This is a genomic window from Paraglaciecola aquimarina (assembly GCF_032464635.1).
Classification (GTDB): Bacteria; Pseudomonadota; Gammaproteobacteria; order Enterobacterales; family Alteromonadaceae; genus Paraglaciecola; species Paraglaciecola aquimarina.
In genome coordinates, this window is sequence record NZ_JAWDIO010000002.1 from 3,895,619 (window position 1) to 3,917,778 (window position 22,160).

Here is a 22,160-nt window from a genome sequence, read left to right on the forward strand (position 1 = left end):
TCTTTTCTGTTTGTTAGCAATTTAAAAACCTTCACCTCATATTGATAAATCAACGCCCTATTCCAGATATAACCCAAGAATCACTAGCTTCATTGTCTAATGAAACGAGACGATCCTAGATCCTTGAGAAATAACGGTAAACCGGCTTAAGAGTGAGTGGCATAAAGTAGTCATATTACTGGCAATAGCGGTACTGGATGTACCAACATTTGCCGCTGTCATTGATGGTAAAAATGGAGATAGAATACTGAGTATAAAACTAACTGGGTATTCAATTAATGTCGCTATGCTTTTGCTCTGTTTGACAACAACAGAGTTTGAAGCCAAGCTTTGTGGCGAGTCCACTTTTGTCGCTAAGCCTTTGGTTTTAATAATGTTAAAACCTAAATGCGAGCATTGACGTGGGCTATCAAAATTGCAGTCCGACTTAGATGTCTGACAACTAGTATTCATCGACGAAGCACTCGTCTTAACGAATAAGTTCATTTCCATTCTCCTAACGATTTGGTTAACATCCGCGGCTATTTTTATTATTAGTTGCCTTTGCGGTAACAGGATCTTGCTTTTATTTTTATTCGATCTCTGTTCAGTCGTTCGCTTATGTTTTTATGAATTGCGTAACGTCTATGTACATTTATCGTGTGGGTAGTAGAAATTCTTTAGTGAAAAATAGCACTAATTTTTAAACTTGTTTTATATCAGAAACTTAGGGGCAAAAAAAAGCCGGAAAAATCCGGCTTATGGCTCTTATTTGAAAGAGAGTGTGGGCGCTACACTCACTTGCTCAATACTTAAATAACGTTACTACCTCATAGCCTATAACAAGTGAATGTCTCGACCCATGGACTGGAAGTAGAGAATATTAGCATCAACATTCTCTAAATTTATTATCCTAGTAAAGATAGAGCCGTTTGTGGTTTTTGGTTGGCTTGACTTAATACAGTCAAACTTGCTTGTTGAATAATCTGATTACGCGTTAGCTCAGCAGTTTCAGAAGCAAAGTCCGTATCTCTAATACGTGAACGTGCACCAGAAACGTTTTCAGAAATATTAGTTAAGTTACGAATAGTTGATTGGAATCTATTCTGTAATGCACCCAAATCAGCTCGTACGCCACCAACAGTAGAGATAGCGGCAGTAACAGCCGTTAACGCTGCTGATGCTTCGGCAACTGTTTCAACAGATGTCCCGGCAATCCCTAAGCCCGAAGCTCCATAGCCACTGGTTCTTTCTAGATTAACAGAAATATTTTGACCGCCATTAGCACCGACTAAGAACTTAGATGAAAAATCCCCTTTAAGAATGTCTAAGTTAGCGAACTGTGAATCAGACGCAATACGGCTAATCTCATTTTTAAGGGCTGTCACTTCTTTCTGCAAAGCCACACGGTCTGCTGAAGAGTTGATACCATTTTGAGATTGTACCGCTAATGTACGAATACGTTGCAATGACGTAGTGACTTCGCCCAACGCGCCTTCAGCAGTTTGGGTTAACGAAATAGCGTCATTCGCATTACGTGCAGCCTGGTTTAGGCCTTGGATTTGAGTCGTCAACCTATCAGTTATCTGTAAACCGGCAGCATCATCTGCAGCACGATTAATACGGAATCCTGACGATAAACGTTCAAAAGAAGTATTTAATGATTGTGCTGAACCAGACAACTGACGTTGTGCGTTCAGCGATGAAACATTGGTATTTACATATAAACCCATGGGTTTTCTCCTACACTCTCAGTCCAGACTAAGCTGGCGACCGAAGATAATTCGGTTGGTTAAATAACACTAATAGAGTAATAATTTTTATTATTTAAAATTATTACTACTGGCTCTCTCAGAAAATTTATCGACCTAATTACAAATCCCTTTAACGCTATTTGCCTTTTTTTGTCAAAAGCGGCATCTTTTTGCCGCATTGCATTTAGTATTCACTTGAGTTTCAATAAGTTAAGCAACCAAAAAAAGTATAAAAAAACTGATGAATTGGCTAAAAAAGTTGGAAACAAAGGGATCCATAACGCGTTTACGGATTTATGTGAATTCAAGGGATCATTGTTTTGTTGTTACAGAGAAGCCAAGAATCATGTCAGTAGAGATGGCGTCATTCGAATTCTTTGCCTAGATTTTCTCGGTAATGCTATTTTTGACAATGCTATTTCTGTCGCAAATACCGATCTACGGGATCCTAAACTCAGTGTTACGCCAGACGGAGAGCTGTTACTCATCGCCTATGCACGATTAACCACCTCAAATAATCGTACGGTTTCTTCTAACAATGTTAATTGGATATCGCAAAACGGCAAAAGTTGGTCTGCAATTCGCTATTTCGCGGATCAAGGTTGGTGGTTATGGCGACTAAATTGGTTAGACGGTTTAGCCTATGGTTTTGCTTACAATAGAAAAGCGAATGCCATTCACCTATACAAAGGTAACCCCAGAAGAAGCTTTCATTTACATCAGGCGAAGGTGCTCAGTTTAGCGCAACATCATTTGGGCTACCCAAATGAAAGTGATTTACTATTCCATAATAAAACGGCATACGCGCTGATCAGAAGAGATGCAGATTCTTATAGTGCTCAACTCGGTACTAGCAGTTTTCCTTACAAAAGGTGGCAATGGCTTGATTTAAACATTTACATAGGAGGACCAGTCATGATCCACCTAAAAAACCACATAGCACTAGTAGCCGGCAGGATCTTACAAAATAATAAACTGGTGACAGGCTTGATGTCGTTAGATTTACTCAATGGCCGCTTAACATTAATAACAGTGTTACCTAGCGCTAGGGATAACAGTTACCCTGACCTGGTGCTGAAAAATAATCGACTGTATATCAGTTATTACTCTTCTCACCTTGACAATAAGAGCAGTGTTTACTTAGCCGAATTAGATATTGATTGCTGATCAACCTTGCAATTGGAATAGCAAGAATAAAACTTAATTTGCTCGATCCACAGCGTTTAGATTAGCGAATATAGTCAAATAAAGAAGTCCCTGTCACTTTACTAAATGTGGCTTGTGCCGCTTGCAACGCCGTTTCCTGACGACTCAATTCAGACACTGCCTCAGCGTAATCCACTTCTTCAATATTAGAACGAGCGGTTTTGTTGATGATTTCTAAGTCTAAACTGGAGGCATAGACAGCCTCAGTAATATTTCCCCTGCCACCTATTGCAGAAATACTGTTGCCAACACTGGTTAACGCCGCATCGACCCCAGCTAACGCATCGTTAAGCGCCTCTTGGAAATCGTCGTTTGACAAGGTTTCATCATTTAATGCGATAGCAAAATTATTCAGTGTTTCCGCGATATTTTGTTTTTTCGGCGGCTCAAGTTGAAAATCGACCGTATTTCCCGCGCCCCCTCAATATTAATCGACACGCCCTGATACAAAAAGGCCGTACCGCTGTTAAAGTTGACGGTATCCATCACCGCTCCGCTTCCAACATTAGTGATTTCGGCTTGGGTAGCAGATAATATTGTCACTCTAAATTGGTTATTCGCTGGCGTTATTGCATCATAATTTGCGGCATGAAATTGATCGTATGTGCTTTGTTGCTGGATCTGTAGACTTGCTGATGTCACTCCAACCGAACCAGATATAGACGCTTTTGAACGCGCCAACACATCTTCAAACACTTCTTTTCCAGAGTTGTTTACTTGAATTTTTACCGTATCCGAAATTTGAATTCTATTGGCACCGGCATCGCCTTCAAAAGAATACTTGTTACCCGTTGCGCTTGGATCATAAGAAAAGGCCGGATCCGCTGACTGTAAGCCGGCAAATATATATTCTCCATTGGCATTACGGCTATTCATCAAATCAAACACTTGATCACGAATTTGTTCAATCTCAATAGCGATAGCTCTGCGATCTTCAACACCAACAATACCATTTCCTGATTGCACCATCAGAACTCTTGCTCGGTCGGCAGCCGTGTTCACAGCCTTCAATACCGTTTCTTCTTGCTCTAAGCTATTGGTTAATAAATTGCTGTTCTTTTGATATTGCGCTAGTAGATCAATATCTTCCGTTAAACGAATGACCTGCGCGGCACCGACGGGATCATCGGAGGGTCGTAGCAGCTTTTTACCAGAAGCAAGTTGCTGCTGAATATCAGATAAGTCCCCCTGATTTTCTAAAACAGCTTGAACACTTCGATCATACAATTGGCCTGTAGAAATACGCATAATTTTACCTGTAATTAAACCTTATTAAGCCATACCTAAAATAGTATCGAACAAATCCTGGGCGGTTGCGATTAATCTAGCCGCAGCAGAATATGACTGTTGATACCTGACCAAATTTGCAGCCTCTTCATCTAAACTGACCCCCGACACAGAATCAAACCAATCTTTAGACTGAGATTTAAGAGCGGCCGCTGCTTGCATTGAAATATCAGCACTGGATGTTTTTTGACCTATATCACTAACGATATTAGCGTAAGCTTCGTGAAAACTAACCGGCTCACCTGAGCCACTATTATTCAGCTGCATAGTATTTTCATTTTGCAAACCAGACAATAACAAGGCGTTTCTGTTGTCGTTTAAACCATCAATGTTGTAATTGATACTAAAACTATCCCCAGCTTTGGGAACGCCTTGAATAGATAAATCGTAACCTGGGTAATTATCTAACGCACTAAATGCGGCAGGCCAAGCAGGACTTGTACCGACACTTTCTGCTTGCGCTAACATGTTAGTAAAGTCAGTAACACCGGTAACTGTGGTAATAACATTTCCACTCTTATCTCGTACTTCGTAGCTGTCTTGCGCGGTAAAAAATATCTCAGCCGGTGCACCGACGCCACCAGCTCCTGTGGGGGACGAGCCTGCATCATGGATGCCACCAGCATTATCAAAACCAGAAGCTCGACTATCGGCAAATGTATTGTCTATAAAGGTATTGCTAACCTGACTAGATACTACCTGAGCATCCCCTAAGTTATTGATATTAGGCTCTACGTGGATTGGCGAGGCGAACGCTAAATCCTCCGGGCGCGTCATAATAACGTCTATTCGATCAGCGGTATCTTTGGTGGGCTGCAATAAATACTTATCACCGGGCGTATAGACGGTACCGGCTGAAAATTCTAGCTCTAGGCCACCAATCACAGAGGTAAAAGTGCCCGATTGCGCTTCAATAGCAGGATAAGTTTGTGTAATTGCGGTACCATTGATATCTAACACCGCAGAGCCATCAGCGTGCAACGCGGATATCGTAACGTCCAAGGTCGGCGGTGCGCCCGCAGTGACGCTATTAATGGTCACTTCGTAATCGGCACTGGTAATTTCGCTAGCTGCACCTTCTGCAATACGTCCAGTCACAACGCCCGTTCCACCAACATTATCTGGATATTCCAATCCGATAATATCCGGCAAACCGAAAATGTTACTGCCTAGCTGACCATCATAATCCATTCCCAAATTGTTTTGCGAATTCAACGATTCGGTCACCGCTAAAGCAATTTGTCCTAACTCTCTACGGCTGGTTTCCAAAACTTCTTCACGATAACGAAATAGCCCACCTATAGAGCCGCCTAAATTGGTTTCTTGCAAATTTAAAGAGGTAGGTTTGCCGGTGCTAGTTAACCTCAATGATTTGTAGTTAAGATCCGCATCGTTGTTAATTTCAAATAAATTTAGAGAACCATCTTGCAATACCAATGATTCACCTGACGTCAAATTAACCAAAATACCACCAGAGTCATAAGGATCATTGCGGGTTTCAATAGATAGCAAACTCGACAACTCTAAAATAGCACTGTCTCGCTGGTTCTTTAGGGTGCCCGGCTCATCGAAAATATTGTTCGACTGATTGACCCGAATCGCTTCGTTTAACTCAGAAATAGACTCAATTAATCCATTTACTTTATTAATATTGGCTGCTAACTCAATATTGAGTTCACTTTCTTTTTCTCGCAAAAAGCCAGAGACAGTACTGACTTGCCCGATCAAAGATTCGGCTTCACCCAACACCAGTTGCCGAGCAGCCATACTCGTTGGATCATCCGCCGCGGTTTGCATAGAAGCAAAAATCGGCTCATACTCTGCGAAATACTGTTGGCTTCACTGGCAAGTACATTATCTAAAATGGTCGCTTTGTTATAAAAACTCTCATGCTCAGCCAGTTGAGTGGTATCTCTTCTCAACTGATTTTGTGCAAAAACGTTTAGCACTCGCTCGGTTGTACCTTGTCCTACACCGCCATACAGTTGGCTAGTAAAAGAAGTACGTTCACGTACGTAACCTTCAGTATTAACATTTGCGATGTTATGACCAGTGGTGGTTAATAACTCGTTACTGGCGTTCACGCCACTTGTGGCAATAGACATCAAGCTGGCAGTTCTATTTGTGCCCTTATTATCTAACAGCATAAGTTAACTCCCAAATGTGTAACCGAACGCTTTTTATTCATGGCAACAACCTTTGAAAACGCTCACTTTCAAGCACAGACATCACTTTTTTTGCATAATCAGGATCGGTGGCATAGCCCGCTTTTTGCAACTCTTCAAAATATTCTTGAGACTGGTGACTTTGTTTTATTGCTTGTTGATAACGAGGGTTTTGTTGCACAAAATTGACATAATCATGCATAGAGTCATCAAAGCTTTGATACGCCCTAAAAGGTGCCTTTTGTGTTTTCGCTACGCCCTTTTCAACTTCTAAGGTGTCGACTACGGCGCGATCGCCTTGCCAACTTCGATCGGCTTTAATGCCAAATAAGTTATGCGAATTTTCACCATCGGTTGTGTGGATCATGTACTGCCCCCAACCTGTCTCAACCGCCGCTTGTGCCAACATCGCTTTAGGGTCAAGCCCCAACTTTTCGGCAGCTTGTTGTGCCGCTGGATAAAGTTGTTCGACGAAAGCTTGCTGGTCGGTAAATGCTGCGGATTTAAAAGCTGACAAAGACGTGGCTTCTTGCTCTGATAGAACATTTTCTTGTGCCGCCTGAGTGCTTTTAACAGCTTGGCGATTCAAGCTCGACAAATCACCATCATTGCGCATCACGCCAGCCGGCATATAGCCATCGCCTAATTGACCAAGTTGACGAACGATGATATCCGCTAATCCAATACTGCCATTATGAGACAAATCGTCGGCCAGCTGTTTATCATGCATATCACGATAAAACTTCACTTGCTCTGAATTAAAAGGGCTGTCTTTATCTTCCATGACGTCTTGTGCCTTACGCATAGACTTCAGCATCATCTGCACAAAAATACCTTCGAACTGCTTAGCCGCTTCTTCTAGCGCGTCTTTGTCACCACTTTTGGCGGCTTGACGCAAAATATCCAGACCTTTGATATCATTGGCATTTCTAGACAATTCAAGCTGATTTTGGCTATTGATTGAGTTTTCCATAATGATGTTAGATAACCACTAAATCGCCTTGCAAAGCACCCGCTTCACGCAACGCTTCTAAAATTGCCATTAAGTCACCCGGGGCAGCGCCCACTTGATTAACCGCCCGAACCAGCTCATCTAAGGTCACGCCTGGGTCAAACTTAAACAAACGGGAATCATCTAAATTCACATCAACAATAGATTGCGTCGTGACAACAGTCTCTCCTTCAGCTAAAGCATTAGGTTGAGCCACTTGTTGATTTTCAGCAATAGTCACCGTAAGTCCACCATGGGTAATGGCGGCAGGTAATAGCCTCACATCTTGACCAATAACTATGGTGCCAGTACGACTATTAATAACAACACGAGCCGCCGCTCGAGCGGGCACAAATTCGAAATTTTCTAGTGTGGCTAGAAAACCCACTCGCTGCCCCACTTCTCTTGGCGCGGTAACCCTTACTGATGCAGCATCGATGGGCGTGGCTATTACATAGCCTTTATCTGGATCGGCTCCTAAACGGCGGTTAATGGTGTCGGCCAAAATTTTTGCGGTGGAAAAATCAGGGTATTTTAAGTTCAGGGTCAAATAATCGTTTTGCATAAAACCACTTGTGACCGCACGCTCCACCAATGCACCATTGGCAATACGTCCTACTGTGGGGGTATTCACAACAATTTTTGACCCGTCGCCCCCTTCTGCACCGAATCCGCTGACCACTAAGCTGCCTTGTGCCACAGCGTAAACGTTGCCGTCTAATCCTTTCAGAAAGGTTTGTACTAACGTGCCACCTTGTAAACTAGCGGCCTCGCCAATTGAAGACACTGTCACATCGATAGTTTGACCAGGTTTAATAAAAGGAGGTAATTCGGCGTGTACCGCAACCGCGGCAACGTTTTTGATCTTAGGTTTGACACTACTATCTAAGCTAATACCAAAGTTAGAAAGCATGGTGCGGAAACTTTGTTCCGTAAAAGGACTTTGTTCGCCTGTCCCCGGCAAACCAACGACTAATCCATACCCTACCAATTGGTTACTTCGTACGCCTTGCACCGAGGCTAAATCTTTAATCCGTTGGGCGGCAGACAAAGGGCTGACCAGTACACTACACAGCAGCATCAAATAGATCGTTAATTTCATCATAAGTTCCTCACTACAAAGGCCAATATTCGGAAGAAAAGAAGCTGCTTAACCACCCTTCTTTTTGAGCAGATGCAAAATCACCGGTGCCACTGTATTGAATGCGAGCATTGGCAATTTTAGTAGAGGTGATTTCATTGGTTGGACTAACGTCTGCTGGGCGAACGACTCCCGTTAAACGGATATATTCATCGCCGTTATTTAACGTGAGCCATTTTTCACCACGAACCAATAAGTTTTGATTGGGTAGCACTTGTACGACTGTTACTGAAATACTGCCGAATAAATTGTTACTTTGATTAGCCGATGAATCGCCGCTGAAGTCTTTTGATGAATCAATGCCTAGTTGAATAGACTGATTGCCAATATTCAACGCATTGCCACCCAAACCAATAATTGGGCTCAAATCCACTCCTGACTCTTTAGAATTACTGGTGCCGGCAGATTTAGTGGCTTGTGTACTTTCTTGCAACGTAACCGTAATGATATCGCCGACCCGTCGAGCTTTTACATCTGAATAAATACTATTCGCCATATCGGCTTGAAATATAGAGCCATCTTCAATAATTTTCTGTTGCGGCGATCTCCGGCAAAATAGGCGCGTAAAAAGGGTCATTCGGCAGCGGTGTTTTCTCCACTGTAGACTGACAAGCCGTTAATACACAGATACTAAAACTCAGTACGCACATTTTTAAAAATAAAGATGGATATACCACGATCATATACTCGCTATAGTTGTTGAATAACCTGTCCTAACATTTGGTCGACAGAGGAAATGACTTTTGAATTCATCTCATACAAACGTTGGCTTTCAATCAAATTAACTAATTCTTCTGTTACATTAACATTCGATGTTTCTAGCGCACCTTGCACTATACTGCCCAATCCTTGTAAGCCTTGTGACACCTTGAATAGGCGCACCACTTACCGCTGTTTCAACATACAAATTCTGCCCGTTAGGTTGTAAACCTGCTGGGTTTACAAAGTCAGAGATAGTAATCTGCCCTAACACGGCCGGATCAGCTTGCCCACGAATTGACGCCGACACCTCACCATCTTGCGAGACGGTTATCTGCTGGGCATCTTCCGGTACAGTAATCTCTGGTTGCAACAAAAAGCCGGCACCAGGCTGTCACAATTTGCCCTTGATCATTTAAGGTAAACTGGCCATTTCTGGTATAAGCAATGCTGCCATCCGGCTGCAAAACTTCAAAAAAGCCTCGTCCTTGAACCAGCATATCCAAGGAGTTTTCCGTGGTAAGCATATTGCCTTGGGTATGCGCCTTTTGCGTAGCAACCACTTTACTGCCGGCTCCAAGCATTAAACCTGAAGGCAGTTCAGTGTCGGCCGATGAACGGCCACCTGGCTGATTAATATTTTGATAGAGTAGATCTTCAAATATCGCGCGATCCTTTTTAAACCCTACCGTACTGGCATTCGCCAAATTGTTCGAAATGACCGCAACATCAGTTTGTGCAGCGTCTAAACCTGTTTTACTTATCCATAGTGCGGGATGCATAGGTGCCTCCTAAATGTATAAATGCTATTTATGTAGTACTAAATAATTCTGAGCAATTGATTCCCTCGGGTATCAATCGACTCGGCTTTTTTCATCAATTTAACTTGCATTTCGTAGTGTCTCTGCAAACTAATCATGCTGACCATTTCTTCAACAGGGTTAACATTACTGCCTTCCAGCATGCCAGAGTGAATACTCACGGTTGGATCTGCGTCGGCCAACTCACCACTTTTTAATCGATATAAGCCATCTTCCCCCGCTGCATATTCTGAACGTTCGGATCCACTAACTTTAAGCGGCCAATTTCTTCCAGCACGTTTTCTGGTGCGCCTTGAGGGCGAACCGAGACTGTGCCGTCTGCCGCAATATCAATACCAGCAAGAGGGATAGGCAGAAAAACGGGCCCTGCGTCACCCATAATATTGTTGCCATATGAATCTTTTAATTCGCCGTTTGCGCCTATTTCTAGACTACCGTTACGGCTGTATGCTTCGTTGCCATTAGCATCTTGCACGGCAAACCAACCACTACCTTGTATTGCCATATCAAGGTCTCGATCAGTTTTGATCATCGAGCCACTCGCATAGTTCGTGGTGGGACTTTCAGTCATAGAAAAGACTCGGGTCGGCAACCCTTCGCCGTATGTCGGCATAGCGCGAGATTGTTCTAACATCGCCTTAAAACCGTTGGTTTGGGTATTCGCTAGATTGTTAGCCCGAACAGCGGTACCAAGTAAGTCTTGTTTGGCACCACTAGCGGCAATGTAAAGCATTTTATCCATGACTGATTCTTGACATTATTGATACGTAACTAGATCAAATGCAATTAAGGTGCCATGAAGAAAATTCGCCGATTGCGAGAGAATTGTTAAGAGCTTAAAGCTCGATCCTGCAAGCCGATGGTGGCCTTGCATATACAAAACAAAAAAGGCTGCAACCATGCAGCCTTTAATAGTAGGTAATACGCTATTAACGAATATTCAATACCGTTTGATTCAATTGATTATTGATTTCTAGCGCTCGTGAGTTAGCTTGGAAATTTCGCTGAGCAATAATCATGTCAATCAATTCAGTGGTCAAATTCACATTCGCTTGTTCTAACGCTGAGGAATTAATGTCACCAAAAGTACCTGTTGTCGCTTCACCAGCTAAGGCTTCACCAGACAAAATACTCTCTTGCCACTGGGTGTTACTTTGTTGGTTTAGACCTTGATCATTAGCAAAACGTATCAATGCAACACGAATAATAGGTTCAGAGGTACCGTTAGAATAAGTGGCTCGTACTAAACCGTCAGCGCCAATTTCTATACCAGTTAGTCGTCCTACGGCTAGACCATCTTGCTCAAGCGAGGTCACTTCGAAGGCTGATGCAAATTGTGTAGGTTCATTGGCTGTGGCATTTGCCACATCTAAATTAAAATTAGTGGTGATCGTTTGTGATGGATCTGAACCGTTAGCCAAAATCGTAGAGCCTAAACCTTCAGAGACAATATCGCCCGTTGCAACACTGGTACCATCAGCGTTTTGAATAGATTCGAAATCACCACCCGAGCTAAACGTCATGCGAAATCCCGCAATGCCATTACCGGCTCCTAATGATGTTTCACCAACCACATTATCGCCGGTTGTTGGGATTGAGCCAATAGTATCCCCCTCGGTATTGAGTGGTTCGTCATCGATATAGGTAATACCTACCCATTCGTTACGCTGTGGAACGGCAGCTGCTGCATCAGCGTCTTTAATGTAGTAATACGTCATGACATGGCTATCGCCTAAGGTGTCATACACCGTTACTGAAGTCGCGGCATTATAAGTTAATGGATCATCAGGATTGAATAAGTCGATATCTTTAGCATTGGCACCAGCCGGTAAGTTCATCTTTAAACTCACTTCAGAGGTTGGCGTGGGCGATCCTGAAGAATCAGGAATACGCACGGGTTCTGTGGTGCTTAAGGCTACAGAAGAAGAGCTACCATCAGCATTCACCGGGAAACCTAGTAAGTGATCACCATTAGAATTCACCACAAAATTTTCCGAATTTAACTTAAACTGTCCCGCACGGGTAAATGAATAATCACGAGAATCTAGTTCTGGCACCGTGCCAAAAAAACCATTGCCGGTAATCGCCAAATCTAGTGAGTTATTAGTAAACTGCAGGCTACCTTGTGTAAACTGCTGTGCCACTTCTTGGGTCGTTACCCCGTCACCGACTTTTGTTTTTCCGCTGGCCAATAGTGATGATGCATACACGTCACCAAACTCAGCTCTAGATTCTTTAAAACCTACAGTATTGACGTTGGCAATATTGTTTGCTGTTGTATCTAGGTCTTTTTGCGCTGCTGACACGCCACTTAATGCTATATTAAAAGACATACTTATTTCTCCTGTTAACCACCGATTTGAATAACATCGTCAAGTTTGACACTGACGTCACCATCCAAATTAAGAATTATACCTTGGCTACTTGCCGCCAAACTGACACTGTCCACATGACGATTGATTGCAGTGGGTATTTGCTGAGTTTCATCCGCAACTTGACCTTGCGCTTTAACAACATAATTGCCACTAGGCATTTGATTGCCCTTACCGTCTGTACCGTCCCAATTAAACTCGATATTGCCCGCAGCTTGCGTGCCGGCACTAAATGTTCTAACTATTTCGCCCGCTTCCGTTTCAATGGTAATTTCTAGATTTTGCGTAGTCTGTTCATTAATCACCACACCTGAAATATTTTGCCCGGCCGCCCCTACATAACCCACATCACCCTGTAGCAGCACCTGCTGACCAATTAAACTAGAAGCCTGTAACGCTTGATTTGAGGTCATTGACGTAGCAAAGTCCGCAAACTTGGTGTTCAGGTTTTCAATCCCTTCAGCCATTGTAAAACTTGTCATTTGTGCCACCATTTGATCATTATCAACTGGTTTTGTAGGATCTTGATTGGCCAATTGCTCGGTCAACAAAGAAAAGAAATCTTCTTGCGTAAGCTTGCCATTATCAACTGTACTATTAGCTCGCTCTTCATCGGTGATTGTCCCATCGGGATCTCTTTCCCAGCGAAGATTACTATTTAAGCCACTACTTACTGTATCCACAATATTTCCTCAAACTGATTCATGCTAAGCGCCATGCATTTATTGACCTTGTCCGAGTCTCAATACATTTCTAAATATACGTTTAGTTGTATCAGCTACTTGAACGTTTGTTTCATAGGCTTTTGATGCCGACATCATGTCCGCCATTTCTTCTACAATGTTGACATTAGGCTTATATATATAACCATTTTCGTCAGCCATCGGATGGCCTGGACTGTATTCGATCTGCAAGGGTTTGTTGCTTTCGACCACACCAAGTACATTGACTCGAGCGCCTGCATCTTGCGATGCTTTATTTAGTTCCGCCGCAAAAACGGGATGACGAGCCTTATAGGTTTCACCATAACTACTACTAACACTGTTTGCGTTGGCGACATTACTAGCAGTGGTGTTCAAGCGTACGCTTTGCGCACTCATACCGGTACTAGCAATATCCATTACATTAAATAAACTCATTAGCCTTGGCCTCCTTGAATTGCTTTTTTCATGCCTTTAATTTTGCCATTTAAAAACTCCATGCCGGCTTGGTAACGTAGTCCATTGTCTAGAAAAGTATTTCGTTCAACTTGTACATCCACCGTATTACCGTCTCCGGTATCGGGTTGATGGGGAATGCGATACTGCAATTCACCACTGCTTTGCATATTGCCTTTAATATGGTTTTCGTGCGTACGAGTTAAATTGTGACCACTAGAATATTGAGCGCTTTTCATGACTTTTTGAAAATCAAGATCTCGTGCTTTATAGCCGGGGGTATCAGCATTAGCTAAGTTACCAGCGATTATTTCCATTCGATCGGTGCGAACTTGTAATGCTTTGTGATGGAATCCCATCAATTTATCTAAGCTGATTGCCATTCGTTTCTCCTCGTTATGAACAAAGAAAAAGCAAGGGCTATGCCAAGGATTGAAAAAGTCTGAATTTAATGAGAATTAGTAGGCTTACTGCGGCTTTTTTGGTAGTACAGGCCAATATTACTGCGGATCATTATAAACTGATCAGACAAATCGGCGATAGATTCGGATGCCCCTAAGAATAAAATGCCATCATCTTGCAGGCAAGCGGCAATCTTTTGCAGTATTTGTTTTTTAACATTTTTAGAGAAGTAAATTAAAACATTGCGGCAAAATACAATCTCAAATTTTCCTAAAGACCCATAGCTATCAAGTAAATTTATGCTGTTAAATTTGATAAGACTGCGTAACTCTGGTTTGACCGTTAACTTGTCATTATCTGAGGCTGTGAAGTACCGCTGTTGAGACTGTAATGGTAAGCCTCTCGCAATTGCTAGTTTATCGTACTCACCTTTTTTGCATTGCTCTAACATATCTGTGGAAATGTCGGTCTCGACAATTTCAACATTTGGCTGGCGGCTCAAACTAGCCTTAGCTTTATGCTCTAACCAAGTCATACCAATAGAATAGGCTTCTTGCCCTGACGCACAAGCAGCACTCCACACTCTGATGCTTGCGTTTTTACGAGAAAACTGAGGGAAGATAACATCTTCTAACAGCGCAAATGGATAACGGTCACGAAACCATAAGGTTTCATTCGTGGTCATGGCTTCAATTGCATCGCTTTTAGTTTTCGGGTTGCCCGCCATGATCAAGTCAATATACTCATTAACAGAAGCAACATTCGCCGTTTTTAATAAAGGCCCAAGCCGACTGCGCACTAAGTATTGTTTATTTTCGCCAAGTACAATGCCGCATGCCTGCTCTAAGAATTGACAGAACCGTTGGTATCGATATAAATCTAATTCATCTAATGGCACCACATTTCCTACTTGTCATTTAGATGTGTATTACAAAAAGTTGACTCAATCCTATTCATTAGACTTAGTCATTACCAAACCATTTTTGTACAGAAGTGGCTAACTCGTCAGGGTGAAATTTAGCAATAAAATCATCGGCCCCAACTTTTTCCACCATCGCTTGATTAAACACGCCACTTAACGAAGTATGTAAAATAACATGCAGATCTTTTAACTCTGGCGTATTTCTAATTTCAGCGGTCAAGGTATAACCATCCATTTCAGGCATTTCAATATCTGAAATTAACACCCCTACTTTATCGGTCACTTTACCTGTTTCTGCAGCAATTTCTTTTAAACGCTGGAGTGCTTCTAAACCATTTTTGGCTAATTCAATATTCAAGCCTAATGCCGACAGGGCTTTTTTCACTTGGTTACGAGCAACCGACGAATCATCGGCAATAAAGATTATTTTCTCTTCTTTATTATCCACGCGTAAATTGCCTGCCAATTCGTCACTCAAATCGGTATTAACCGGCGAAATTTCATTGAGAATTTTTTCAACATCTAAAATTTCAATTAATTCATCTTCAATTTCAGTAACCGCTGTTAAATAACTTGCTTTGCCACTGCCTTTAGGCGGAGGCATGATTGATTGCCAATTGGTATTAATAATGCGTTCGACTGAACCCACTAAAAATCCCTGCACCGAACCATTGTACTCGGCGATAATGACAAAAGATGTCTTCAGATCTTCAATACGTTTGCCGCCAGTCGCTAAACTCATATCAATCACAGAAATAGTCTGGCCACGTATATGGGCAATACCACGAACGAAATCATTGAGTTTAGGCATAGAAGTTAATGGTGGGCATTGTAAGACTTCTCGTACTTTAAAGACGTTAATGCCAAACCGTTGTCTTGAATTCAGCTTAAAGAGCAATAATTCCAATCTATTTTCACCAACCAATTGGGTTCTTTGGTTAACAGAATTCATAATTTCAGACATGTATAACTCCAGTAAAAAAACTTTTGTAAAATTCGTATTAAAAGCGGCGTAGGTTTTGCTTAGTCTGTAAACAACAACCACTAAGTTCATGACATAGCGACCATTTTTCAGGTGTCTATGACTTACATTTAGTAAGCGCCTAAAAATTGACGCTATATTAAATGCATAGATTTAGTGATTTTCCCTCTAGCATAGACAAGTTAGCAACAAGTGAACATGAAAAAATTATATTATTATCGACTGATAGCTACGCTAACCTTAAATATTTTCATTTTTAATGGCGCATATGCTGCTGAGCCTGCAGATAAAAGCAGTAAAGAGAACTTGATTGCTGCAACCAAGACTTTTATGTCTGACAAGTTAAACAACGGTCAAATGCATGAAACTACGGTAGAAGTAATGCCCATTGATGATCGGATTGTTATCCCGAGATGCGGATCAGAATTTGAGTTTAGCGTAAAAGAAGAATCCTTAGGCCAATCAAACATTGCGGTCAAAGCAGAGTGCCAAACTAACAACTGGTATATGTTTGTCATCGTAAAAGCCATTGAGATCCAACCGGTTGTAGTGTTAACCAACGCAGTCAGTCCAGGCGACCTTATTGACTGAAAATAATGTGCATATTGTTAATATGGACAAAAAACGTTTAAGAGGTACCACTTTTGCCGATATAGAAGAAGTACTGGGTGCACGAATGAAACGTAGAGTGACAGCAGGTAGACCAGTAGACCCATCTAACTTGTGTTACGTGTGTAAAGGAGACAGCGTTACTATTTCGGCGAATACGGCAATTATGCAGGTAAAAACTGACGGTATCGCTTTAGAAGATGGTAGTATGGGTGATACAATCGCCGTTAGAAACAGCCGTTCTAACAAGCGAATTAAAGCAATTGTCGCGAGTGCTGGACATGTTGAAATAAATATTTAGCGAGCAAAAACAAACGCTAATCAGGTATCGCCCTATTTAATACAATAAATTGAATTAAATATTAAAGTTTAAGTAGGTTTGGTCGATAACCTTATTGAGGATAATTAGGTAATGGGTATTCGTTATGTCTATTAACAATATAAATAATAATGGTAGTGTTAAAACTACTATTGATAATCAAAAGCTTAGCCAACAACAGCAAGCGGTAAGTGACAGTGCGCAACAAGCTGGTTCGCAAAAAGCGGCGACGTCGCCAGTTCGTCAAGACTCTGTATCTTTAACGTCTTCAGCTCAACAATTAACTCAAGTACAAAAGAAAGGTACTGAAGCGCCAGTTAATCAAGATAAAGTTGAACGGTTAAAAAAAGCAATCCAAAGTGGTGAGTATCAAATCAATGCTGAATCTGTAGCAAAAAGAATTACCGCCTTAGAATCAGAAATATTTGGTACAAACGGATAAACACAGCATAATAAGGGTTATCGTAATCTTTGGTATCCCTTATGTCTGAATTAAAAAAAGCAATAAAAGATCAATACAAATTTCTACTTGAGCTACAACAAGTACTAGAAACTGAGCTTCATTTAATTAGCACGAGAGACGCAGAATCTTTAATTAATCTTTTAAAGAACAAAGAATCGGTCCTTGAGTCAATTCAAGCCCAAGACAATATCATTCTAAAGTTATACCAAAACACTCCCGAACAAGAAAAGACAGAACCCGAACTCACTGCTTTATTTGCGCAAGCAAAAGAAATGCTATCCCAATGTAAGTTTCGCACGCAAATAAATCAAACTGCGGTCGAGCAAGGGCAGCTTCGTTTAGAGCACCTGCGTAATTTACTGCTAGAATCTAGAGCAAAAGAATCAATGACTTATGATAAAAGTGGCCGTACAAGAGGAGGCTCAAGCGGCGGCGGGATAAGCGCCTAAAGAGTTAGACGCGTAACTTTTAGCGATAATTTATTGCGGCTTGAATTAAACAGCCGGTTCAAAAAATCAACAGAATTAACGACTAAGAAATCCATAAGCCTAAGTCACCTGGATCCTGGATAAACCGAACCTCTGGATAACGCTCTTTTTGTGTCTAGCGATGTTGGATTGTCTAGCGTAAACGATACTCTTTATCCAGAACTCAGGTTAGGTAATCAAGCTAAAGCACGCCCCGTGAAAAATGCTTGCTGTGCTTCGAAACCAGCTTTAGCGTTTAATAGTAATGTACCTTTTTGACTTTTTTCGGCCTTGCGGTAGACAAATAAATATCATTTACTAGCTTTAAATCTAGCTCTAACTCCGTAGCGTAAGTATCATCTCCTACTGGATAACTTTTTACCACGCGAGCACCACGGATCACGCCTCGCACCGAGGTTTCAAGCTGAGTGTTGTTAATCACCAAACTAGATAAAGACTGCTCACCGTCCACCTTTTGCCCATATACTTGCTCGGCTAATTCTCGATAGGCATCCAACTTAGAAGCTTTCAGTGCCATCAGCATTTTACTCGATTCGCTATCACCATTTTGAATCGAAATAGGCGCATAGCCTACAGCCGAAATGACTGGGAACGTTTCGGGCTCAATGGTTTCCCACTCAACATGCTTGCTGAACATACTTGTACAGCCCGATACTAAAATCGCCGATACGGTGATCAACACGCTAGCCCATTTACTTAACACATCTATATTCATCTTTTTTACACTCTATATATTGCCGTTAAATTGCCGTGATAACCCGGTGATCAACACAATAAGTTTAATGCAACAACCACACCAAAACATAATGCTGCGCAAAAAGATGAGCAAAATGTAAATTAGCGCCTTAAACCATGTAACTTGGGTACGATTCGTGCTTCGTTAATCCAAAGATTAATGTTAGAACATGAAAGTTAAAGCATGAATGAGGTACAGCATGCCAGAATATTGTCGGTAAACCTCAGAAGTATTGTAAAGGCCATAAAATGATTCGAGTAAAACTCAGTAAACTATTATTCGCATGTGCACTTCTTGTCACAACCAGCCCCGCATTCAGCGTATGGTTTGAAGCATCTGGACAAGCAGTGATCCACAATGGCAAAAAGATCTTGCCCGCCAGCAAGCCACGCAAGAAGCTATCAAACAAGCGTTGCTTTTCGCAGGCGCATCGGTCAAAAGTGTCCAAGCTATGGCAAACGGTCTTATTTCAGAAGATAGACTGGAAGTCACCACATCTGGCGAAGTTAACAACGTAGAACTAATCAGTGAAACCTACCACGGCGATATCATTACCGTGTCAGTAAGGGCCGATATTTTTCCGCAAGAGAACAGCTGCAGCGCCTCTGATTATAAAAAAAGTATAGTCACCACTTGGTACAAAATTAGTAAGCGGCAACAAGCTGCCGTAGGTAACATGTATGACTTTGGTAAAGTGATGGCAGATAGACTCCAGCAAGCGTCTCATCAATACTCTAAGTATTCGACTATTAGTAACGTCGAACAATATTATCTCCTCCTGACACCAATAAGAACTTATCAAATGCGCTAAAACTTGCGGCAAAAACCGGCACGCAATACGTCTTATTTGGCGAAATACTAGACTTTGGTATAGAAACCACTTCACATGCCAAGTTATCGTTTTGGAAAGATGATGAAGTGAGTCGACACTTATCATTGTCATTAAGTTTGTATGACGGCACATCTGGTGAATTGCTGCTGCAAGACAGGCTCACCGCTCAAGCGCCTTGGCAATTTGACCTGCACGGCACAGTAAACTCAGACAGCCCAGCCCTATGGCAATCAAACTTCGGCCTTGCAGCTCATGAACTGATTAAAAACATCAATCAAAAAATTGACGACACCATAAGTTGCCTACCCACTTACGGCAGAGTACTAGCCATCGGCAACGAACAGCTCACCGTTAATATCGGGAAACGCAATGGCGTAAAACCAAGGCGACTTACTGACTCTGTTTCAAGTAAATAATATTTATGACGACAACAACATAGCAACGAAACATTACCAACTACACCCAGAAAAAGTCCGAGTCACCCAAGTGTTTGCACAAACATCTGTGGTTGTTTCAGATAAAGGCGTACCATTGGCTAATATTCAACCAAACGACTTCGTAGCAAGGCGATAGTGGTTTCAATCAATTGCAGCCTAAGCCATAATGCTCAAGCAACAAACCCCGTCCCCGTAGTTTAATGGATAAAACAAGGCCCTCCTAAGGCTTAGATCTAGGTTCTTAATTAAAGCAAACGGGTGTGCGTATTTAAAATAGATAATTGTCCCCATAGTTTAATGGATAAAACAAGGCCCTCCTAAGGCTTAGATGTTGGTTCGATTCCAGCTGGGGACGCCAATTATTGATAATTATCAATAACTTGGGTAAATTAAATATTTCTATCATATCCATTTATCAAGTTATTATCTTCACCATCATTTTCATATCCAAACAATTTTAATTGCACTAGACTGTGCATATTTACTTGCCAATAAACCTAAATAGGATTATATATGCACAATAGTGCGTATTTAATTGGGTAGGTTTTATGAAAAATTGTACTTTGGTATCTTTACCTAACGGCAAGAAACGCTTGGTCGATAATAGAGATTCAAGGTCCTCTATGCCTATTGATGCTTTCACTACATTCCAAGATAAATTAATTAGCCGGTATCAATCGCAAGCAACCGTAACAGCATATAGAGGGCATGTAGCTAGGTTTATAGACTACCTTATAGAGTGTGGAGTTTTCTTAACTGATATACCTCCGACAGAAGATACCCTAAACAAAGTAATTGGATACTACCCTGAATTACTTTCTCGTGGGGCAAAGAGTAAGAATCTATATATTCAAAAAGTTGCAGATTCTTTAAATAGAACTCCGGTGACCTCTTCATCAGAAGCGCAAGCTGCAATCAACTTTTTTTTAGAATATGTCGTAGATCTAGCATCAAACACCAGAGATTATGCAGCGGATGTTTTGAAAGAGAACATCGACAACAACGCCGAGTTGTTCTTAGCTCTTAAGAGAAATCGCAATGTTTCTCACTATGAAATCCAACGAATAAAACAAAATTCAGTGCTTGGTGCAAATTTAAGAAGAATTAAACCTTTTAAGAAAACAGCACGACTCCGAAGTCATATTAATAATTCCACCTCAGAGATAAAGGATTTTCCGATTGAACACATTGAAGAGTTGGTTGCCAATGCTACGAATATGCGCGACAAAGCTTTTTGGTTAGTGCAAGCAGCGGGCGGGTTGCGACAAAGTGAAGCATTAACACTCAAGTGGGACCTGATAGACTTTAAAAATCAACAAATTCGAGTTGAAGACCCTAATAATTTGAGAGGATCAGAAGATTACGAAACGAGTCAGCGCCAGCCATGGAAAGGTCGAAATACTGCCATTGTATATATACTTCCTGTTTTAAAAAACTTACTTTTTGAAGCATTGCTTGAATTGCGACGACTGCCACCAACATCAGAGACTGGTTTAGTATTCCTAAAGCTAGATAGCAATGGTTATGGTTCACCACTTTCAGAAGCCAGTAACAATGCTCTTAACGACGCTTTTCGCGCTGCACAAAAGCGCATCGGGATGACGGATGAATATACCCTGCACTCACTTCGCCATTTTTATGGCGTTTTTTTAAAGAACTATTTTCCCGATGTTGAGCGTGGCGTATTAGGCCTTACAGATGGCGAAATAATGCTCATGATGGGTCACGCAAACCTATCTTCCACATATAAATACGCTCGTACTAAACGAGACAAGATCATAATGAAGATGGAATTATTGGATCGGGAAATTCGTGGTCATGATTCTGTATGCCTTGCGAGCATGGTAGCAAAATGGCATATGGATAAAGCAATGCAGTTGGATGAAAGTATTAAAGCCAAGTTCTCATTTCCTGAAAATAAATCGATAGTAAGAAATTTTTCAATTACAGGGCGTTCAGGAAAGAACGAATGATAAATATTTCTGAAGGGCTGGTAATAACGAATGAGAAATTGTTTCCCGCGTTGTTTGAACAAAGGTTGAAAAACCTGTTAGAAATAATAGAAAAGTACAAAGGACTCGTTCCTAGGGATTACGCGAATATTACTGAACCCAACGCAATAGGTCGCAATGCTTTTCAATATTATATAGCGCAAGTTACCTTCAGTAGTGAATTGCTTCAAGAACTTTATAGTTTTTTGTATGTGGATATAAAAACCAGAAGGAACTAGAGAACCTTCTTAACATTCAATTTCTCTCAGAACGGCATTTTAGAAGCTTTGTAACCGGCTGCGGTATCTTTTTTCTATGGCTCTGGGGTAAGAAAGACTTGTTGTTAAGCTGGAAGTTTAATAAAACATCCATTCGTGCTTTCAAAATCCGACATCAGGAGGCAATTG

General features: G+C 41.5%; 23 protein-coding genes, 1 tRNA gene and 4 pseudogenes. 11 read left to right on the forward strand and 17 right to left on the reverse strand.

Translation table 11 applies throughout. The features are described from left to right. Positions 1–96 precede the first annotated feature (96 nt). Positions 97–486, reverse strand: a complete 390-nt coding sequence (locus RS130_RS19235) for a hypothetical protein (protein WP_316027256.1) — start codon at positions 484–486, stop codon at positions 97–99. 401 nt (positions 487–887) lie between these two features. Further along, entirely contained in the window at positions 888–1,712 is an 825-nt protein-coding gene (locus RS130_RS19240; protein ID WP_316027257.1) for a flagellin N-terminal helical domain-containing protein, read from the reverse strand. Positions 1,713–1,928: 216 nt separating this feature from the next. Between RS130_RS19240 and RS130_RS19245 the strand changes: the two genes are divergently transcribed. After that, positions 1,929–2,900: a hypothetical protein gene (locus RS130_RS19245; RefSeq protein WP_316027258.1), complete on the forward strand. Its 972-nt coding sequence runs from the start codon at positions 1,929–1,931 to the stop codon at positions 2,898–2,900. Positions 2,901–2,961: 61 nt separating this feature from the next. Here the strand turns inward: RS130_RS19245 and RS130_RS19250 are convergent, their stop codons facing one another. From RS130_RS19250 to RS130_RS19315, 14 genes and pseudogenes are all read right to left on the reverse strand, one after another. Next, the gene (locus RS130_RS19250) at positions 2,962–3,258 is read right to left on the reverse strand and encodes a flagellin (protein WP_316027259.1); all 297 of its coding nucleotides are present in this window, start codon (positions 3,256–3,258) and stop codon (positions 2,962–2,964) included. 32 nt (positions 3,259–3,290) lie between these two features. Then, positions 3,291–4,187 carry a flagellar hook-associated protein FlgL gene (gene flgL / locus RS130_RS19255; protein ID WP_316027260.1) on the reverse strand — a complete coding sequence of 299 codons (897 nt, stop codon included), beginning with the start codon at positions 4,185–4,187 and terminating at the stop codon, positions 3,291–3,293. 24 nt (positions 4,188–4,211) lie between these two features. Further along, positions 4,212–6,373: pseudogene (locus RS130_RS19260) on the reverse strand (FlgK family flagellar hook-associated protein). A 37-nt stretch (positions 6,374–6,410) separates the two neighbouring features. After that, positions 6,411–7,364, reverse strand: a complete 954-nt coding sequence (gene flgJ, locus RS130_RS19265; RefSeq protein ID WP_316027261.1) for a flagellar assembly peptidoglycan hydrolase FlgJ — start codon at positions 7,362–7,364, stop codon at positions 6,411–6,413. A 7-nt stretch (positions 7,365–7,371) separates the two neighbouring features. Further along, entirely contained in the window at positions 7,372–8,484 is a 1,113-nt protein-coding gene (locus RS130_RS19270; RefSeq protein ID WP_316028100.1) for a flagellar basal body P-ring protein FlgI, read from the reverse strand. A gap of 13 nt (positions 8,485–8,497) precedes the next feature. Then, positions 8,498–9,173 (reverse strand): annotated as a pseudogene (flgH, locus tag RS130_RS19275) (flagellar basal body L-ring protein FlgH). Between the two features lie 40 nt (positions 9,174–9,213). After that, positions 9,214–10,004: pseudogene (flgG, locus tag RS130_RS19280) on the reverse strand (flagellar basal-body rod protein FlgG). A 38-nt stretch (positions 10,005–10,042) separates the two neighbouring features. Next, positions 10,043–10,785 (reverse strand): annotated as a pseudogene (locus RS130_RS19285) (flagellar basal body rod protein FlgF). Positions 10,786–10,972: 187 nt separating this feature from the next. Then, positions 10,973–12,376: a flagellar hook protein FlgE gene (gene flgE / locus RS130_RS19290; RefSeq protein ID WP_316027262.1), complete on the reverse strand. Its 1,404-nt coding sequence runs from the start codon at positions 12,374–12,376 to the stop codon at positions 10,973–10,975. A gap of 14 nt (positions 12,377–12,390) precedes the next feature. After that, positions 12,391–13,098, reverse strand: a complete 708-nt coding sequence (locus tag RS130_RS19295) for a flagellar hook assembly protein FlgD (RefSeq protein ID WP_316027263.1) — start codon at positions 13,096–13,098, stop codon at positions 12,391–12,393. A gap of 39 nt (positions 13,099–13,137) precedes the next feature. Continuing rightward, complete coding sequence (flgC, locus tag RS130_RS19300; RefSeq protein WP_316027264.1) at positions 13,138–13,554, reverse strand: flagellar basal body rod protein FlgC; 417 nt, start codon at positions 13,552–13,554, stop codon at positions 13,138–13,140. Continuing rightward, positions 13,554–13,955 (reverse strand): flagellar basal body rod protein FlgB, encoded by a 402-nt coding sequence (gene flgB, locus RS130_RS19305; protein WP_316027265.1) that lies wholly within the window; start codon positions 13,953–13,955, stop codon positions 13,554–13,556. Before flgB ends, flgC begins: the two co-directional genes overlap by 1 nt. Positions 13,956–14,020: 65 nt before the next feature. Then, a complete protein-coding gene (locus RS130_RS19310; RefSeq protein ID WP_316027266.1) occupies positions 14,021–14,872 on the reverse strand; it encodes a CheR family methyltransferase in 852 nt (283 codons plus the stop codon). A gap of 64 nt (positions 14,873–14,936) precedes the next feature. After that, the gene (locus RS130_RS19315) at positions 14,937–15,860 is read right to left on the reverse strand and encodes a chemotaxis protein CheV (RefSeq protein WP_316027267.1); all 924 of its coding nucleotides are present in this window, start codon (positions 15,858–15,860) and stop codon (positions 14,937–14,939) included. A gap of 216 nt (positions 15,861–16,076) precedes the next feature. On the opposite strand from RS130_RS19315, the gene RS130_RS19320 reads away from it, so the two are divergent. The 4 genes from RS130_RS19320 to flgN all read left to right on the forward strand — a co-directional run bounded on the left by RS130_RS19320 (position 16,077) and on the right by flgN (position 17,718). Then, entirely contained in the window at positions 16,077–16,469 is a 393-nt protein-coding gene (locus tag RS130_RS19320) for a hypothetical protein (protein ID WP_316027268.1), read from the forward strand. Further along, the gene (gene flgA / locus RS130_RS19325) at positions 16,462–16,788 is read left to right on the forward strand and encodes a flagellar basal body P-ring formation chaperone FlgA (protein WP_316027269.1); all 327 of its coding nucleotides are present in this window, start codon (positions 16,462–16,464) and stop codon (positions 16,786–16,788) included. Before RS130_RS19320 ends, flgA begins: the two co-directional genes overlap by 8 nt. A 124-nt stretch (positions 16,789–16,912) precedes the next feature. Next, positions 16,913–17,248: a flagellar biosynthesis anti-sigma factor FlgM gene (gene flgM / locus RS130_RS19330; RefSeq protein WP_316027270.1), complete on the forward strand. Its 336-nt coding sequence runs from the start codon at positions 16,913–16,915 to the stop codon at positions 17,246–17,248. Positions 17,249–17,289: 41 nt separating this feature from the next. Continuing rightward, positions 17,290–17,718, forward strand: coding sequence for a flagellar export chaperone FlgN (gene flgN / locus RS130_RS19335; RefSeq protein ID WP_316027271.1), 429 nt, complete (start codon positions 17,290–17,292; stop codon positions 17,716–17,718). 274 nt (positions 17,719–17,992) lie between these two features. Here the strand turns inward: flgN and RS130_RS19340 are convergent, their stop codons facing one another. Then, positions 17,993–18,472: an LPP20 family lipoprotein gene (locus tag RS130_RS19340; RefSeq protein ID WP_316027272.1), complete on the reverse strand. Its 480-nt coding sequence runs from the start codon at positions 18,470–18,472 to the stop codon at positions 17,993–17,995. Between the two features lie 433 nt (positions 18,473–18,905). Here RS130_RS19340 and RS130_RS19345 point away from each other — a divergent pair, with 433 nt between their 5' ends. The 6 genes from RS130_RS19345 to RS130_RS19370 all read left to right on the forward strand — a co-directional run bounded on the left by RS130_RS19345 (position 18,906) and on the right by RS130_RS19370 (position 21,992). Continuing rightward, entirely contained in the window at positions 18,906–19,304 is a 399-nt protein-coding gene (locus tag RS130_RS19345) for a flagellar assembly protein T N-terminal domain-containing protein (protein ID WP_316027273.1), read from the forward strand. Continuing rightward, on the forward strand, positions 19,259–19,741 hold the full coding sequence (locus RS130_RS19350; protein ID WP_316028101.1) for a flagella assembly protein FlgT middle domain-containing protein: 483 nt from the start codon (positions 19,259–19,261) through the stop codon (positions 19,739–19,741). The genes RS130_RS19345 and RS130_RS19350 overlap by 46 nt, the downstream gene beginning before the upstream one ends. Positions 19,742–19,760: 19 nt before the next feature. After that, the gene (locus RS130_RS19355; RefSeq protein WP_316028102.1) at positions 19,761–19,898 is read left to right on the forward strand and encodes a FlgT C-terminal domain-containing protein; all 138 of its coding nucleotides are present in this window, start codon (positions 19,761–19,763) and stop codon (positions 19,896–19,898) included. Positions 19,899–20,045: 147 nt separating this feature from the next. Next, a tRNA-Arg gene (locus RS130_RS19360) sits at positions 20,046–20,120 on the forward strand. Positions 20,121–20,310: 190 nt separating this feature from the next. Beyond that, positions 20,311–21,735, forward strand: coding sequence for a tyrosine-type recombinase/integrase (locus tag RS130_RS19365; protein WP_316027274.1), 1,425 nt, complete (start codon positions 20,311–20,313; stop codon positions 21,733–21,735). Next, positions 21,732–21,992, forward strand: a complete 261-nt coding sequence (locus tag RS130_RS19370) for a hypothetical protein (RefSeq protein ID WP_316027275.1) — start codon at positions 21,732–21,734, stop codon at positions 21,990–21,992. Before RS130_RS19365 ends, RS130_RS19370 begins: the two co-directional genes overlap by 4 nt. Positions 21,993–22,160: the final 168 nt, after the last annotated feature.